Source organism: Cupriavidus neocaledonicus (assembly GCF_000372525.1).
Classification (GTDB): domain Bacteria; phylum Pseudomonadota; class Gammaproteobacteria; order Burkholderiales; family Burkholderiaceae; genus Cupriavidus; species Cupriavidus neocaledonicus.
Map to the genome: position 1 here is coordinate 59,717 of NZ_AQUR01000085.1, position 15,723 is coordinate 75,439.

Here is a 15,723-nt window from a genome sequence, read left to right on the forward strand (position 1 = left end):
GCCGGGGCAGGGCGCCGCGCGGGCGTGGGCATCGTCTTGCACGGTGCCTTGCGCGGCGCCTGCAGAGTGCCGGTCGCTCTACGTCCTGTCCTATAGTCCAGGCACAGGCGCGCGGCCGTGCGTGGCCTGAGGAGCCCGGACCATGCCGATGCCCAACCCCTTGCGCCAGTTGCGCACCGCCATGCTGGCGGGCGCGGTGCCCGTGATCGCCGCGCTTGCCGCCTGCGGCGAATCCGCCAAGCTGCCGTCCGAAGCCGGCTTCGGCCCCACGCCGCAGCTGCCGCCGCCCAACCAGACCGCCATTCCCACCGTCAAGATCGCGCCGGCGATCGGCTGGGCCGCGGGCCAGCGCCCGGTGCCGGCCGAAGGCATGGCGGTGACGGCCTTCGCCGACGGGCTGGATCATCCGCGCTGGGTCTACGTGCTGCCCAACGGCGACGTGCTGGTGGCCGAGAGCAATGCGCCGCCCAAGCCCGACGACGGCAAGGGCATCAGGGGCTGGATCATGAAGATGGTGATGAAGCGCGCCGGCGCCGGCACGCCCAGCGCCAACCGCATCACGCTGCTGCGCGACAGCAACGGCGACGGCGTCGCCGACCAGCGTTCGGTGTTCCTCAAGGATGTGAATTCGCCGTTCGGCATGGCGCTGGTCGGCAATGACTTCTATGTGGCCGCCACCGACGCGCTGCTGCGCTTCCCGTACCAGCCCGGCCAGACCGAAATCAGCGCCGCCCCGCAGAAGGTGGTCGACCTGCCCGGCGGCCCGCTCAACCACCACTGGACCAAGAGCCTGATCGCCAGCCGCGATGGCAGCAAGCTGTACGTGACCGTGGGCTCGAACAGCAACGTGGGCGAGAACGGCATGGACAAGGAAGCCGGCCGCGCCGCGATCTGGGAGGTCGATCGCCGCACCGGCACGCACCGTATCTTCGCCAGCGGGCTGCGCAACCCCAACGGCATGGCGTGGGAGCCGGTCACCGGCATGCTGTGGACCGCCGTCAACGAGCGCGACGAGATCGGCAGCGACCTGGTGCCGGACTACATCACCTCGGTGCGCGACGGCGGCTTCTATGGCTGGCCCTACAGCTACTACGGCCAGCATGTGGACCAGCGCGTGAAGCCGCCCGCACCGGACCTTGTGGCCAAGGCGATCGTGCCCGACTATGCCGTGGGCGCGCACACCGCCGCGCTCGGCCTGGCCGCGGCCGGCGGCAACAGCCTGCCGGCGCGCTTCAGCGAAGGCATGTTCGTCGGCCTGCATGGTTCGTGGAACCGCCGCCCGCTGGCCGGCTACAAGGTGATCTTCGTGCCGTTCAGCCAGGGCCGGCCAAATGGCGCGCCGTTCGACGTGCTGACCGGGTTTGTCGACGACGACGGCAAGGCGCGCGGGCGCCCGGTGGGCGTGGCGATCGACAGGCGCGGCGGCCTGCTGGTGGCCGACGATGTCGGCAATACGGTCTGGCGGGTCAGCGGCGCCAGATAGTCGAGCCGCGGCGCGGCACGCCGGCGCGGCTAGAATGGCGCGATCCGGCGCCGCCTGCCGGCGCCGACTTCGCTGCCGCCCATGTCGCTCACCGTCTTCGCCGTCGTCCTGCTTGCCGCCTTCCTGCATGCCGCGTGGAATGCCGTGGTCAAGGGCGGCGGCGACAAGCTCCTGTCCACCGTGATGGTGGCGGTGACGGCTGGCCTGATGGCCGCGCTGGCGCTGCCGGCACTGCCGCAGCCGGCGGCCGCCAGCTGGCCCTTCATCGCCGCGTCGGTGGGCGTGCACGTGGTGTACTTCGCGCTGGTGGCGCGCATCTACCGCAGCGCCGACATGAGCCTGACCTACCCGCTGATGCGCGGCTGCGCGCCGTTGCTGGTGGCGCTGGCCAGCGTCGGCTGGCTGGGCGAGCACCTGTCGGCGCTGGCATGGAGCGGCATCGCCGTGATCAGCCTCGGCATCCTGGCCATGGCGGGCGGCGCCCGTGGCGGGCCCGGCAGCCGCGAGGGCGTGTGGCTGGCGCTGCTGAACGCGCTGGTGGTCGCCGCCTATACGCTGATCGACGGCACCGGCGTGCGCCGCTCCGGCGCGCCGGTGGCCTATGCCTTCTGGATCTTCGTGCTGACCGCGGTGCCGCTGGCGGCATGGGCACTGGCGACGCGCCGGCCGCAACTGGCCGGCTACGTGCGGCGCAACCTGGTGTTCGCGCTGGTGGGCGGCGGCGGCACGCTGGCGTCCTACGGGCTGTCGCTGTGGGCCATGACGCGCGCGCCGGTGGCGCCGGTGGCCGCCTTGCGCGAGTCCTCGATCCTGTTCGGCGCGCTGATCTCCGCGCTGCTGCTCAACGAGCGCGTCGGCGCCGCGCGGCTGGGCGCGGCCTGCCTGATCGCCGCCGGCGTGGCCACGCTGCGCTTCGCCTGAACGGGCGCGGCCCGGCGCCGGGGTGCTTGCCCGGGCGCCTGGCCGCTGCCCGTGCGCGGCGCTGTCTATACTTGGCTTGACCGGGTTCTCAGGACGCTTCAGCGCTGCGTCCGCACACCAACATCACCAAGACACGCCCGCCCGTCTGGACATCGTCGCCGAGGAGTAGGCATGGACCACACCGCAGATTCGTTTCGCGCCTTTGAACTGGCTGGGTGGGAAGACCCGGAAGTCGTCAGCCGGTACCAGGAACACCTGTCGCACGTGACCCGGCAGTCGGTCGAGGCCCTGCTGGACGCCGCGCATGTGGCCAGCGGGCAGCGGGTGCTCGATGTCGCGTCCGGCTCCGGCTATGTCGCAGCCGGGGCGGTGCAGCGCGGGGCCGACTCGGTCGGCATCGATTTCGCGCTGGCGCAGGTGCAACTGGCGCGCAAGCTCCATCCCGAGGTCCGGTATGAGCAGGCCGACGCGCAGGCGCTGCCGTTCGCCGATGCCAGCTTCGACGCCGTGGTCAATGGCTTTGGCCTGTGCCACATGTCCGACCCGGACGCGGCGCTGGCCGAGGCCTTCCGCGTCCTGCGCCCGGGCGGGCGCATCGCCTTCACGGTATGGGATACACCGGAGCGCGCGGTCGGCTTCGGCGCGGTCTATGCCGCGATCCGCGCCTATGGCTCTATGGACGTCGACATCCCGGTCGGGCCGAATTTCTTCCTGTTCAGCGATCCCGGCCACTGCCGCAGCGCCTTGCAGCAGGCCGGCTTCGTCATGCCGACCTGCCGCAGCGTGCCGCAGGTCTGGCGCTTCTCCGCGCCCGACCAGCTGTTCGACGCGCTGGCCCAGGGCACCGTGCGCGCCGCCGCCACGCTGCGCGCGCAGACCCCCAAGGCCCGCGACGAAATCCGCGCCGTGCTGCGCGGCACCGTGGCCGGCTACATGCGCGGCAGCGGCTTCGAGGTGCCGATGCCGGCGGTGCTGGCGGCGGCGGTCAAGCCCTGAGCCAGGAGCGTCGGACGCCGGCCGACACCTGCGCGGCCAGCGTTGGCCCGCTCCCACCACTCCACGCCCGGAATGTGCCGCATTCCTGGCCCTGGGCCGCATTAGCCGGCATTAGCCCGATGGCACGGTGATTGCGCAATGGACCGCGAGCGCGGCCGCGGCTCGTTGTGCCACCCGCCAGCAATGGCTTCCCGGAGAACCCCGATGAATACCCGATCCCCATGCCAGAACGGGCAGGCCGCGTCGCGCCCGTCCGCCCTCCGACACCGCTCGCGCCAGGCCATGGTATTGCTGCGCGTGCTGGGCCTATGCCTGAACAGCGTCGCCTGCGCGCAGTCCGAGGCGCCGCAGGCCGCCACGGCACCTGCCGTGCAGGCGGTAACGCCGGAGCGCAAGTTTGCGCCCGGTTACCTCGAGGCCGCCGCCACCGGCTATGACAATGGCCTGGCCTGGCAGGAGCCGGAAGGCATTGCACCGTTGCGGCCGCCACGCGAGGCGCGCAGCATGCCGGCGGCGCAGACCGGCGCGGTGCCGGTAGCCATGCCGGCGGGAATACGGCCGCAGCCGGTGCGCTAAGCCCGCCCGGGGCCGTCAGCGGTCAGGAAGTGGTGTGGGATATTGGTGCTGCGCCAGCGTCGCCGGTTTTCCCGTCAGGCGCCCTGGCCCTCGGTCCAGTCTTCGACGCGCAGCCCCGGGTAAGCCGTAAAGTCGCGGACGTTGCGCGTGACCACGGTCAGGCCTTCGGCAATGGCATGCGCCGCGATCAGCTTGTCCAGCGCATCGGCCTTGCGTTCGCGGGTGGCGGCACGGACCGGACCATAAGCGCGCGCCGCTGCCGCATTCAGCGGCAGCACCGGCACGCGGCCGATCAGCGCCTGCAAGGCGCGCCGGGCTCGCTGCGGATCCCGCGACGCGGTGACGCCGAACTCCAGTTCGGCCAGGCTGACGGCGGACAACACCACGTCGCCTTCAAAGCACCGGGCAAGGCGTTCGGCCACCTGGGGCGGCTGGCTCTTCATCAGGTAGATGCACATATTGGTATCGAACATATACCTGGCCATCAGAACCCCTCCCGCTCGGACCGGGCCTGGTCTTCGCGACCTGGCGCCATGAAATCGTCCGGGAAGGCGGCGAACACATCGAGCAGCCCGGTCAGGCGCCGCCGCGCGGGCCGGATGCGCAGCTCATCGCCGATCCGCTCGATTTCAAATTGCATGTCGGTGTCGGGATAGGCCAGTTCCGCGGGAATGCGCACCGCCTGGGAATTGCCGTTGCGGAAGATGCGGGTGAAAGGCATCGAGAGTTCCATGTACATCCATGTAGGTACAAAGCATAGCGCCATGACAGCAGAAGTACATCCTTGTGTGTATAAGCCGATTTTCCATCGGCTACTCTTGTCTACAATGCGCCACGCCGTCCCGGAACCTCCGCCACCATGGACATCGAACTAGCCCGCACCTTCCTCCAGGTCGTGCGCGACGGCAGCCTGCTCGCCGCCGCCGACAAGCTGCATGTCACCCAGACCGCCGTCACCGCGCGCATCAAGAGCCTGGAGGCGCAGCTGAACTGCCGCCTGTTCGAGCGCAACAAGGCGGGCGCGCGGCTGACGCCGGATGGGCAGCGCTTCCTCGGCTATGCCAGCCAGCTGGTGCAGACCTGGGAGGCGGCGTGCCGCGAGCTGCCGTTGCCGGCGGGGTTGGCCAGCCTGTTCCGCTATGGCACCGAGATCAGCCTGGGCAATCCGCTGGTGCTGCTATGGGCGACGCGCCTGCGCCAGCGGATGCCGGATCAAGCGGTGCGGGCCGAAGTGGGCGAGGGGGCTGAGCTGCAGCGCAGGCTGCAGTCGGGCGCGCTCGACGCGGCGCTGGTATACCAGCCGGAATACGCGCCCGGCATGCATGTGGAAGCGCTGATGGAAGAGAAGCTGGTGCTGATCCGCTCGACGCAGCGCGACGGCGGCTATGTCTACGTGGACTGGGGCCCGGAATTTCGGCGCCAGCATGACAGCGCGTTGCCCGAGCATGCGCGCGCGTCGCTGTACTTCAACCTGGGGCCGCTGGCGTTGCAGTACATCCTGCAGTACGGCGGCAGCGGCTATTTCCGCACGCGCGTGGCGCAGAGCTACCTGGACAGCGGCGCCCTGGCGCGGGTCGCCGGCGCGCCCGAGTTTTCGTATCCCGTGTTCCTGGTGTGCGCCGACGCGCCCGCGGGGCCGGCGCGTGAAGCCGTGGAGATCCTGCGCGAGATCGTGCGGGAAGCCTCCGACTGGTCGCAGCGCTGGGACTTCCCGCAATAGTGCCCAGGCGTTGCCGCCCGGCAGTCAGACCCGCACCGGCACCGGCTGAGCCGAGGGTGCGGGCACGGCCACCAGGCGCCATTGCCGCACGCGCCGTGTACGGCCGCCGCCACCGCGGCGTGGCGGACGTGGTTGCAGCCCGGCAAAGCGCCCGTGCAACTGCGCGCGCGCAAACAACGGTTCGGGCACCCGCGTGCCGATCAGCCAGGTGACGCTGCCCCCCAGCGCCACCAGTGCCAGCGCCAGTCCAATCCAGAGGATGGCTTCCATGTTCCCCGCTCCATCGAATCGTTATCTGTTTCCAGTATTGGCACAAAGCGTGCCGGCGGGTAAATGAAAGTTATTGGCGCTTTATATCAACAAGATTGCATTGAAGCGGCTCTCCAGCGCGGGAGAAGGCGGTTAGCGGGGGCAAGAAAAATCATCCGTTCCGACGAATCTCATAGGCGTCGCGCGGCCGACACTGGCCTGGTCGATCAAAACACCTGGAGACCCCGATGCAACGCCTGATCTTCGAAGCCGAACACGACGCCTTCCGCGAATCCGCCCGCCGCTTCTACCAGCGCGAGGTCGGCCCGCACGGCGAGCGCTGGCGCGAACAGGGCTGCGTCGACCGCGAGGTGTTCCGCAAGGCCGGCGAGCAGGGCTACCTGCTGATGTGGGCCGACGAGCAATACGGCGGCGCCGGCGTGCAGGACTTCCGCTACGAGCAGATCCTGATCGAGGAAAACGCGCGCCACGGCGATTCCGGCTTCTTCGGCACGCTGCACTCGCGCCTGGTGGCGCCCTACATCGGCCGCATCGGCAATCAAGAACAGCGCCAGCGCCTGCTGCCGGCGGCGGCGCGCGGCGAGTCGATCTTCGCCGTGGCCATGACCGAGCCGCAGACCGGCTCGAACCTGGCCGGCATCCGCACCCGCGCCGAGGACCACGGCGACCACTGGGTGCTGAACGGCGCCAAGACCTATATCTCGAACGGCCAGCTGGCCGACGTGGTGATCGTGGTGGCCCGCACCGACCCGGAGCGCAGCCATGGCCTGACGCTCTTCATCGTCGAACGCGGCATGCCCGGCTTCGAGCGCGGGCGCAAGCTGCGCAAGCTGGGCCTGCATTCGCAGGACACCTCGGAGCTGTTCTTCGACAACGTCAGGGTGCCCAAGGCCAATGTGCTGGGCGAGCCGGGCCAGGCCTTCCGCTACCTGACGCGCCACCTCGCCGAAGAGCGCCTGATCGGGGCCTGCGGCTACATGGCGTCGGCGCAGGTGGCGTTCGACATCACGCTGGATTACGTGCGCGAGCGCAAGGCCTTCGGGCGCGCCATCGGCACGTTCCAGAACTCGCGCTTCAAGCTGGCAGAACTGCGCGCGCAGCTGGATGCGCTGCAGACCTTTGTCGACCAGTGCGTGCTGCAACACAACGCCGGCACGCTGACGGTGGAAACCGCGGCGTCGGCCAAGCTGCTGACTTCGGAGTTGCAGGGGCGCATGGTCGACGAGGGCGTGCAGCTGCACGGCGGCGCCGGCTACATGGAGGAATACCGCATCTGCCGCATGTATGCCGATGCGCGCATCTCGCGCATCTACGCCGGCAGCAGCGAGATCATGAAGGAGATCATCGGCCGCGGCCTGGGGCTGGATGACCGGGTCAAGGCTTGAACCCGCGGCCCGGTTTCCAACGGCACGGCCGGCCACGGCCGTGCCGTTTGTCGTTTGCTCCATCCAGTCAGGGTTTTCGCGTAGTTGAAGGCTTTTGTCAGCGGAATGAAAGCCGTTTGTAAAGCGATTCGGTTTGAATGCGGGCGGGAGATCGTGTCCGAGTGCCCTTGGCGGCACCAGGACAGCGGGCGAGGGCGCACCAGGACAGCCCCGCCACGCCACGGCGCTGGGCGCCTGCCGCGTGAATATTTCACGTCGCGGTGAACCGTTCGGCGGGCACGGTCGTTTACCGCAGATCGTTGTCAAACCGAGCCCGACTGAACGTGCCTCTTGTCTTATCCCGTGTTGCCATGGCAGCCCTGCTGGGTCTGGGTTTCGTGGCAGGACCTGCCGCCAGCCTCGCGGCCGAACGCCCGGCCGATCCGCTTCCTTCCGGGGATTCCACGCCCACTGCACCGGCCGATGGCCCATGCACGCCGCCGCCCGCCGGCGCCGCGCTGACCCTGGCCCAGGTGCGCCTTGGTGCATTGCGCTGCAACCGCACCATCATCGCCGCGCGCCGTGGCGTGGAAGCCAGCCAGGCCGATATCCAGATCGCGTCGCAGCGGCCCAATCCCGTGCTGAGCCTGGGCGTGGAAAACATCAATCCGCATGCCGGCGTCGGCGCCGGCAACCTGCGCAGCAAGACCGTGGATTCGACGCTGCGGGTGGACCAGCTGATCGAGACCGCCAACAAGGGCAACCTGCGCGTCGACGTCGCGCGCAAGGCCAGCGCCGCCGCGGGCGAAGTGGTGCAGGCGGTGGTGGCGCAGCAGACCGGCATGGTGGAGCAGGCCTACTTCGACGCCCTCGCCAGCCAGGAACGCGTGGCCGTGCTGCGCGAGATGCTGGGGCTGTACGAGCGCACCCGCCAGGCCAGCGAGACGCGCCTGCGCGCCGGCGACGTGGCGCGCGCCGACGTGACCCGGCTGCAGCTCGACGCGCTGCGTGCGCAGAACGACATGCGCCAGGCCGTCACCGACCATTACCGCGACAAGGCCGTGCTGGCGCAGGCAATGGGCGTGCCCGGCACCCTTGCCGACAACCGGCTGGTGGCCGACTGGCCGGCGCTCGAGGCCGCGGTGCCGCCGCCGGACCCCGACACGCTCCAGCGCCGCCCCGACGTGACCGCTGCCGAGGCGCGCCTGGCCGCCGCCGCGGCCTCGCGCGACCTGGCACGCGCGGGGCGCGTGCCGGATGTGACCATCGGCGCGCAGGCCGAGCATTATCCGACCTCGCCATCCAACAGCTATGGCACCGGCAACAGCTTCGGCGTGTTCCTGTCGATGCCGCTGCCGGTACGCCACAGCAACGGTGGCGAGGCGCGCCGCGCCGAGGTCGATTACTACGCCGCGCTCGACGACCGCAACCGCGTGTTGCTCGAAGCCGGCAACGAGATCGACCGGCTGCGCAGCCAGCTGGAAACCGCGCGCCAGTCGCTGCGGCAAATGCGTGAGGACGTGCTGCCGGCCGCGGAAAGCGTCGCCGGCAACGCCGAGTTCGCCTACAGCAAGGGCGCAAGCGGTGTGCTCGACCTGCTCGACGCGCGCCGCGCGCTGCGCCAGACCCGGCTCGATGCCGTCGCAGCGCAGGGCGAATACGCCAAGGCGCTGTCGGCGTACCGTGCCGCGCTGCAAACCTCGACCACCGCGGCTGCGGCCCGCACTGCCGCCACTCCCGCGCGCCCCTGAAGCGCCGTTCCCGCGATCTTCCCCATGTCTTTCCTGTCACGCATGTCCCGCCGCCAGCCATTCCCCAGCGCCGCCTTGCCGGCCCGCCTTTCCGCCCTGTTGGCGATGTCGTTGTGCGCGCTCGCGCTGGCCGCCTGCGGCAAGTCCGAAGCCCCGAAGGCCGACGACGAGCCGAAGGTCAGCGGCAATACCATCCAGTTCCCGGCCAGCGTGAAGACGCTGCCCGGCATCGCCGGCGAGCCCGCCAGGACCGGCGGCGAGCGCATGCTGAGCCTGCCCGGCCGGCTGGTGTGGAACGAAGACAAGACCGTGCGCGTGGCGACGCCGTTTGCCGGGCGGGTGACCGAGGTGCTGGTGCAGCCCGGCGCCACCGTCAAGGCGGGCCAGCCGCTGGCGATGCTGACCTCGCCGGATTTCGGCGTGGCCCAGGCCGATGCGCGCAAGGCCGCCGCCGACAGCGCGGTCGCGGCCAAGGCGCTGGCGCGCCAGCGCGAGTTGTACGGCGCCGGCATCATCGCGCAGAAGGAACTGGAGCAGGCGCAGGCCGACGCCGCGCGCGCCGCGGCCGACCTGCAGCGCACCCGGGCGGCGCTGAGCCAGTACGGCGCGGCCGCGGCGGGGCCGGATGGTGTCAATCAGCGCTTTGCGCTGCGCAGTCCGATCGACGGCCTGGTGGTCGAGCGCAACATCAACCTCGGCATGGAGCTGCGCCCCGACCAGCCGCCGGCCGCGCCGCTGTTCCTCGTCACCGACCCGACCACGCTGTGGGCGCAGGTCGATGCGGGCGAGGCCGACCTGAAGCTGTTCAAGCCCGGCGTCGAGGTGCAGCTGACCACCGCCGCCTGGCCCGGCGAAACCTTTGCCGGCTTCGTGGTCAAGATTGCCGACTATGTCGACCCGACCGCGCGCAGCATCAAGGTGCGGCTGACCGTGCCCAATCCCGAACGCCGCCTGAAGGCGGAGATGTTCGTCACCGCCAGGCTGCCGGCGGCTTCGTTCAAGGGCATCGCGGTGCCGTCCAAGGCCGTGTTCCTGGCCGACAACCGCAACTATGTGTTCGTGCGCACCGCGCCCAACACCTTCGAGCGCCGCCTGGTGCGCGTGGGCGTGACGCTGCCCGGCACCACCGAGCTGCTCGAGGGCGTGAAGGACGGCGAGACCGTGGTCAGCGAAGGCAACCTCTACCTGCAGGACATCCTGCGCGACGCCACCGCGGTCAACGCGGCGCGCGCGGCGGAAAAACGCTGAGGACGATCGCCCCATGATTTCGCGTATCGTCAGCTTTGCCCTGCACCAGAAGCTCTTTGTCTGGCTGGGCCTGATCCTCTTCGTCGGCGGCGGCATCGCCGCGTTCAAGAACCTGCCGATCGAGGCCTTCCCGGATGTGTCGGACATCCAGGTCAACGTCATCACGCTGTACCCCGGGCGCGCCGCCGAAGAGGTGGAGCGCCAGGTCACGATCCCGATCGAAACCGCGCTGGCGGGCACGCCCAACGCGGTGCGGGTGTTCTCGCACACGCAGTTCGGCCTGTCGTTCATGATGGTGACCTTCAACGACCGCGCCACCGACGTGGCCGCGCGCCAGCAGATCCTGGAGCGCCTGCGCAGCGTCGACCTGCCCGACGGCGTGCATCCGGACCTGGCGCCGCTGTCCACCGCGATCGGCGAGATCTACCGCTTCCGCCTGACCGGCAAGGGCTATACGCCGCAGGAGCTGCGCACGCTGCAGGACTGGGTGGTCGAAAAGAACCTGCGCCAGGTGCCGGGCGTGGCCGACCTGGTCACCATCGGCGGCACCATCAAGCAGTACGAGGTCAACCCCAACCTGGCGCGCATGCGCGACGCGCGGATCTCGCTGTCGCAGCTGTTCACCGCGCTGCAGCGGGCCAATGCCAATGCCGGCGGCGGCGCGGTCGCGCACGGGCGCCAGCAGTTCCTGCTGCGCTCGCTGGGCAGCTTCCGCACCTCGGCCGATATCGCCAACGTGGTGGTGGCCGAGAACAATGGCACCCCGATCCTGGTCAAGGACATCGCCGACGTGCGCGTCGGCAGCGCGCCGCCGCAGGGCCTGATGGGGCAGGACGACGAGGAGGACATCGTCTCGGGCATCGTGGTGATGCGCAAGGGCGAAAACCCGTCGCTGGTGCTGGAAGCGCTGAAAAAGAAGATCGAGCTGCTCGACGACCAGATCCTGCCCAAGGGCGTGAAGATCGTGCCGTACTACGACCGCTCCACGCTGATCGACAAGACCCTGCACACGGTGTTCGGCAACCTGGTCGAGGGCGCGCTGCTGGTGATGGCGGTGCTGTACCTGTTCCTCGCCAACGTGCGCGCCGCGGCGATCGTGGCGCTGATCATCCCGCTGGCGCTGCTGTCCACCTTCATCGGCCTGACCTGGGTCGGGATTCCGGCCAACCTGCTGTCGCTGGGGGCGATGGACTTCGGTATCATCGTCGACGGCGCGGTGATCGTGGTCGAGAACATCTTCAAGCGGCTGGGCGAGCTCAAGGCGCAGCAGATCCAGGACAGCCGGGCGCGCCTGCATGCGATCCTGCAGGCCACCACCGAGGTGGGCCGCCCGACCGTGTTCTCGATGGTCATCATCATCGCGGCGCACATCCCGATCTTTACGCTGCAGCGGCACGAGGGCAAGATCTTCGCGCCGATGGCCTATACCGTGACGGGCGCCCTGATCGGTTCGCTGATCCTGTCGCTGACGCTGGTGCCGCTGTTGTGCCACCTGTTGCTGAAGAAGAATATCGCGCACGACGACAACTTCCTGGTGCGCCACTGCAAGCGGCTCTACGAACCGATCCTGACCTGGGCACTGGACCACAAGAAGCTGGTGGTGGGCGCGGCGCTGGGCCTGCTGGTAGTGACCGTGGGCGCGGGCAAGTTCCTCGGCAGCGAGTTCCTGCCCGAGCTGGACGAAGGCTCGATGTGGGTCAGCTTCGACCTGCCGGCATCGGTCTCGATCGACGAGGCGCGCGACCAGGCGCGGCTGCTGCGCAACGTGATCCGCCAGACGCCGGAGGTCAACACCACCATCTCCAAGGTGGGCCGCCCCGACGACGGCACCGACCCCAAGCTGATCAATACCGTCGAGATCCTGGTCGACCTCAAGCCCGAGAAGCAATGGCGCGCCGGCCTGGACAAGCGCGCCATCATCGGCGAGATCGACCGCAACCTGCGCCGGCTGCCCGGCATCGAGCCCAATTTCTCGCAGCCGGTGCGCGACAACATCCTCGAGAGCATCTCGCAGATCAAGGGCCAGATCGTGATCAAGGTGCAGAGCGACAGCCTGGAGCAGAACAAGAAGGTGGCCGACCAGATCCTGGCCAACGTGCAGTCGGTCAAGGGCGTGATGCGCGCCTTTATCGACCGCGACGGCGAGCTGCCGCAATACGTGCTGGAATTCGACCGCGCCCAGGCCGCGCGCTACGGCATCAACGTCGCCGACGTGCAGGAGCTGATGGAAACCGCGCTGGCCGGCAAGGCCGCGACCGAGCTGTGGGAGGGCGAAAAGCACTTCAGCGTGGCGGTGCGGCTGAAGCCGTCGGAGCGCGCGCTGCCCAACCTGCCCAATATCTTCATGCAGACCGCCGACGGCGCGCAGGTGCCGCTGTCGCAGCTGGTGACCTTCCGCGCCGCCTCCGGCGCGATGAACATCAGCCGCGAGAACGGCCAGCGCACCACCTCGATCGGCATCTTCATCCGCGACCGCGACATGGGCAGCGTGGTCAAGGACATGCAGAAGCTGGTGGCGAAGAACGTCAGGGCCGACGACGTCAAGATCAGCTGGTCGGGCGAGTTCGAGAACCAGGAGCGCGCCATGGCGCGGCTGTCGATCGTGGTGCCGCTGTCGGTGCTGGTGATCTTCCTGCTGCTGTTCAATGCGTTCAAGTCGTTCAAGAGCGCCACGCTGATCATCTCGAACATCCCGTTCGCGCTGATCGGCGGCGTGTTCGCGCTGCTGCTGACCGGCATCCCGCTGTCGGTGTCGGCGGCGATCGGCTTTATCGCGCTGTTCGGCCAGGCCGTGCTCAACGGCGTGGTGATGGTGACCTACTTCAACCAGCTGCGCGAAGAGGGCATGCCGGTGCGCCATGCCGTGCTGACCGGCTCGATGGACCGGCTGCGCACGGTGCTGATGACCGCGCTGCTGGCCATGCTGGGCCTGTTCCCGATGGCGATCTCGCGCGCCATCGGCGCCGAGACGCAGCGGCCGCTGGCCATCGTCATCATCGGCGGGCTGATCACCGCGACCGTGCTCACGCTGATCGTGCTGCCGACGCTCTATGAATGGATGGTGGGCCGCAACTGGCCGGACGAGGAGGGCGCGACGCCCGACGAAAACCGGATCACGCCTTCGATTTCAGGCTGATGACGGTGCTGCGCGGGGCTGGTCCCGGCGCGGCCTGTCTGGCATCGCAGACATGGCGATGCATGGCGCCGCCCCGCCGTGGGCGGCTTTTTTTATGCCGCGGCGCAATCCACAAGCACTGCGCAACCCGATGCAGCCATGCATGTGCTGCGCGCGGATCTATGTCGGAATAGTCTGACGTTCCTTTCGGAGCCCAACGCCTGCTGACCCCATCCCCCCGGGCCTACTCTGTACATACGGCGTGGCCAGCAGCATAGCCGCCGGCCTCTCATGCGTACCCTTACGCAATCACCCGGAAAGGAGCTCGACATGATGAAGAAATGGCTGACCGCAGCAGTGTGTTCGATGATGGTTGCCGCCCCGGCAGGCATGGCCCTGGCGCAGACGACGGCACCGGCACCGGCAACGACGGCCGGAACGGCTGCAACCGGCGCAAGAGCAGACTATGACGCCGCAGTGAAGCAGGCCGACGCGGACTACAAGGCTGCCTCTGCCAAGTGCGATGGCATGAAGGACAACGCCAAGGACGTCTGCAAGGCCGAGGCCAAGCGCGACCGCGACGTGGCCAAGGCCCAGGCCGAAGCGCGCCGCGACGGCACGCAAAAGTCCATGGCCAAGGCCGAGAAGACCAAGGCCGACCGCGACTATGACGTCGCCAAGGAAATGTGCGACGACAAGAAGGGCAACGACAAGGACGTCTGCAAGAAGGACGCCAAGGCTGCGCATGAAAAGGCCCTGACCGCCGCCAAGGTCGACAAGGCCGCGGCAACCGGTTCGCGCAGCGACGTGGCCGAAGCGCGCGCCGATGCGAAGAAGGACACCACTGACGCCGCCTACAAGGCCGACAAGGAACGCTGCGATGCACTGTCCGGCGATGCCAAGGACAAGTGCCAGGCCGACGTGAAGGCCAAGTACGGCAAGTAAGCCGCTTCGGTACGGCTCGCCCGGGGGCGGGTCGTACACCGCACCACTCTGCAAGGGGACGCTGCCGGCGCCCCCTTGCCATGACATCAAGGAGCATGCGATGAACTGGGATCAGATCGAAGGCAAGTGGGAACAAGCCAAGGGCAAGGTCAAGGAGAAGTGGGGCAAGCTCACCGACGACGACATCGCGCAGATCAACGGCAAGCGCGACCAGCTCGCCGGCCGCATCCAGGAACGCTATGGCTACAGCAAGGAGCAGGCCGAGGAAGAGATGAAGGCATGGGAACGGGATGTGCGGTGGTAAGCCGCCGTACAACGGTCTTGCAAAGCGCCTCCGGGCGCTATTTTTTTTGTGGCCAGGCAGTGCGAAAGCCGGCAGCGGCCAAGGTAAACCCTAGTAGTCTACCTATATAGACTTTTTATACTGTCCCCACCACCCGCCGGCCTCCGCCGGCCGCAATCTGCCCGGCGCCGGGCACCCGCCCATGCCGGAACCTCTTTCCAGCGAACTGCTGTCGCGCAGCCGCCAGCCGGTCTACCTGCAGCTGGCCACCATCTTTCGCCGCCAGATCGAAAGCGGCGCCTGGCGCCAGGGGGCGCGCATCCCGTCGCTGGAGCAGCTGTGCCGCCAGTACGGCGTGGCGCGCATGACCATGCACCATGCGCTGTCGATGCTCGACGAGGAAGGGCTGCTGGAGCGCTCGCGCGGGCGCGGCACCTTCGTCAAGGCGCCGTGCCAGGCGCGGCGGCAGGTGTCGCTGTCGACCAGCTGGGACGAGGCCGTTGCTGTCGGCGCACAGCTCGACACCGAAGCCATGGTCGAGTCGGCCGGCAAGGTGCCGCTGCCCGATGACCTGGGCATGCCCTGCACCGGCGCGCGCGCGCCCGCCTACCACTTCCTGCGCCGGCTGCACCGCCTCGACGGGCGGCCCTTCGCCGTGGGCGAGGTCTATATCGAGGCGGAGGTGTTCGCGCGCGACCCCGAGGCCTTCAGGCAGGGCGCGTCGGTGCCGGTGCTCGACCGCTTTCCCGGCCTGTCGGTCAGCACGGCGCGGCAGCGGCTGTCGATCGTCGCCGCCGGCGCGGAATCGGCGGCCGCGCTGGCGCTGGCGGTCGGTGCACCCGTGGCCGAGCTGCGTCGCTTTGCCTGCGTGCCGTCGGCGACGGCGGCGGGCGCGGAGCGCATCGTCTATTTCGCCCGCATTGAATTCCCCACCGAGTTCGTCTGCCTCGATTTCGACCTGCTGGCGGCGCGCCCGCAGCCGGCATGACTGAGCGGCCCCGAGCCAATCCCCAGCCACCCCTCCAACCAACGGACCCAAGATGGACAACGC

At 68.9% G+C, this 15,723-nt stretch carries 15 protein-coding genes; 12 read left to right on the forward strand and 3 right to left on the reverse strand.

The window, feature by feature from the left end; genetic code table 11:
* Positions 1-142 precede the first annotated feature (142 nt).
* From A3AG_RS0109020 to A3AG_RS0109035, 4 genes are all read left to right on the forward strand, one after another.
* The gene (locus A3AG_RS0109020; protein ID WP_018005083.1) at positions 143-1,483 is read left to right on the forward strand and encodes a PQQ-dependent sugar dehydrogenase; all 1,341 of its coding nucleotides are present in this window, start codon (positions 143-145) and stop codon (positions 1,481-1,483) included.
* An 81-nt stretch (positions 1,484-1,564) separates the two neighbouring features.
* Positions 1,565-2,404, forward strand: a complete 840-nt coding sequence (locus A3AG_RS0109025) for an EamA family transporter (protein WP_018005084.1) — start codon at positions 1,565-1,567, stop codon at positions 2,402-2,404.
* 171 nt (positions 2,405-2,575) lie between these two features.
* A complete protein-coding gene (locus tag A3AG_RS0109030; protein ID WP_018005085.1) occupies positions 2,576-3,400 on the forward strand; it encodes a class I SAM-dependent methyltransferase in 825 nt (274 codons plus the stop codon).
* Between the two features lie 204 nt (positions 3,401-3,604).
* The gene (locus A3AG_RS0109035; protein ID WP_026164061.1) at positions 3,605-3,976 is read left to right on the forward strand and encodes a hypothetical protein; all 372 of its coding nucleotides are present in this window, start codon (positions 3,605-3,607) and stop codon (positions 3,974-3,976) included.
* A gap of 74 nt (positions 3,977-4,050) precedes the next feature.
* Here the strand turns inward: A3AG_RS0109035 and A3AG_RS0109040 are convergent, their stop codons facing one another.
* Together A3AG_RS0109040 and vapB are read right to left on the reverse strand one after the other, a co-directional pair.
* Positions 4,051-4,461 carry a type II toxin-antitoxin system VapC family toxin gene (locus A3AG_RS0109040; protein WP_018005087.1) on the reverse strand — a complete coding sequence of 137 codons (411 nt, stop codon included), beginning with the start codon at positions 4,459-4,461 and terminating at the stop codon, positions 4,051-4,053.
* Positions 4,461-4,709 (reverse strand): type II toxin-antitoxin system VapB family antitoxin, encoded by a 249-nt coding sequence (vapB, locus tag A3AG_RS0109045; RefSeq protein ID WP_115678634.1) that lies wholly within the window; start codon positions 4,707-4,709, stop codon positions 4,461-4,463. Before vapB ends, A3AG_RS0109040 begins: the two co-directional genes overlap by 1 nt.
* A 126-nt stretch (positions 4,710-4,835) precedes the next feature.
* Here vapB and A3AG_RS0109050 point away from each other — a divergent pair, with 126 nt between their 5' ends.
* Positions 4,836-5,696: a LysR family transcriptional regulator gene (locus tag A3AG_RS0109050; protein WP_018005089.1), complete on the forward strand. Its 861-nt coding sequence runs from the start codon at positions 4,836-4,838 to the stop codon at positions 5,694-5,696.
* A 24-nt stretch (positions 5,697-5,720) separates the two neighbouring features.
* Here A3AG_RS0109050 and A3AG_RS0109055 read toward each other — a convergent pair whose 3' ends face one another.
* Positions 5,721-5,966, reverse strand: a complete 246-nt coding sequence (locus A3AG_RS0109055; RefSeq protein WP_018005090.1) for a hypothetical protein — start codon at positions 5,964-5,966, stop codon at positions 5,721-5,723.
* 227 nt (positions 5,967-6,193) lie between these two features.
* On the opposite strand from A3AG_RS0109055, the gene A3AG_RS0109060 reads away from it, so the two are divergent.
* The 7 genes from A3AG_RS0109060 (at position 6,194) to A3AG_RS0109090 (ending at position 15,660) form a co-directional block, all read left to right on the forward strand.
* On the forward strand, positions 6,194-7,351 hold the full coding sequence (locus A3AG_RS0109060; protein ID WP_018005091.1) for an acyl-CoA dehydrogenase family protein: 1,158 nt from the start codon (positions 6,194-6,196) through the stop codon (positions 7,349-7,351).
* A gap of 350 nt (positions 7,352-7,701) precedes the next feature.
* Positions 7,702-9,081 carry a TolC family protein gene (locus A3AG_RS0109065; RefSeq protein ID WP_240619815.1) on the forward strand — a complete coding sequence of 460 codons (1,380 nt, stop codon included), beginning with the start codon at positions 7,702-7,704 and terminating at the stop codon, positions 9,079-9,081.
* 24 nt (positions 9,082-9,105) lie between these two features.
* Positions 9,106-10,329 carry an efflux RND transporter periplasmic adaptor subunit gene (locus A3AG_RS0109070; protein WP_018005093.1) on the forward strand — a complete coding sequence of 408 codons (1,224 nt, stop codon included), beginning with the start codon at positions 9,106-9,108 and terminating at the stop codon, positions 10,327-10,329.
* 13 nt (positions 10,330-10,342) lie between these two features.
* Positions 10,343-13,465, forward strand: coding sequence for an efflux RND transporter permease subunit (locus tag A3AG_RS0109075; protein WP_018005094.1), 3,123 nt, complete (start codon positions 10,343-10,345; stop codon positions 13,463-13,465).
* Positions 13,466-13,774: 309 nt separating this feature from the next.
* Positions 13,775-14,389 carry a hypothetical protein gene (locus A3AG_RS0109080; protein WP_018005095.1) on the forward strand — a complete coding sequence of 205 codons (615 nt, stop codon included), beginning with the start codon at positions 13,775-13,777 and terminating at the stop codon, positions 14,387-14,389.
* Between the two features lie 100 nt (positions 14,390-14,489).
* On the forward strand, positions 14,490-14,693 hold the full coding sequence (locus tag A3AG_RS0109085; RefSeq protein ID WP_018005096.1) for a CsbD family protein: 204 nt from the start codon (positions 14,490-14,492) through the stop codon (positions 14,691-14,693).
* Positions 14,694-14,874: 181 nt separating this feature from the next.
* Entirely contained in the window at positions 14,875-15,660 is a 786-nt protein-coding gene (locus A3AG_RS0109090; protein ID WP_018005097.1) for a GntR family transcriptional regulator, read from the forward strand.
* Positions 15,661-15,723 lie beyond the last annotated feature (63 nt).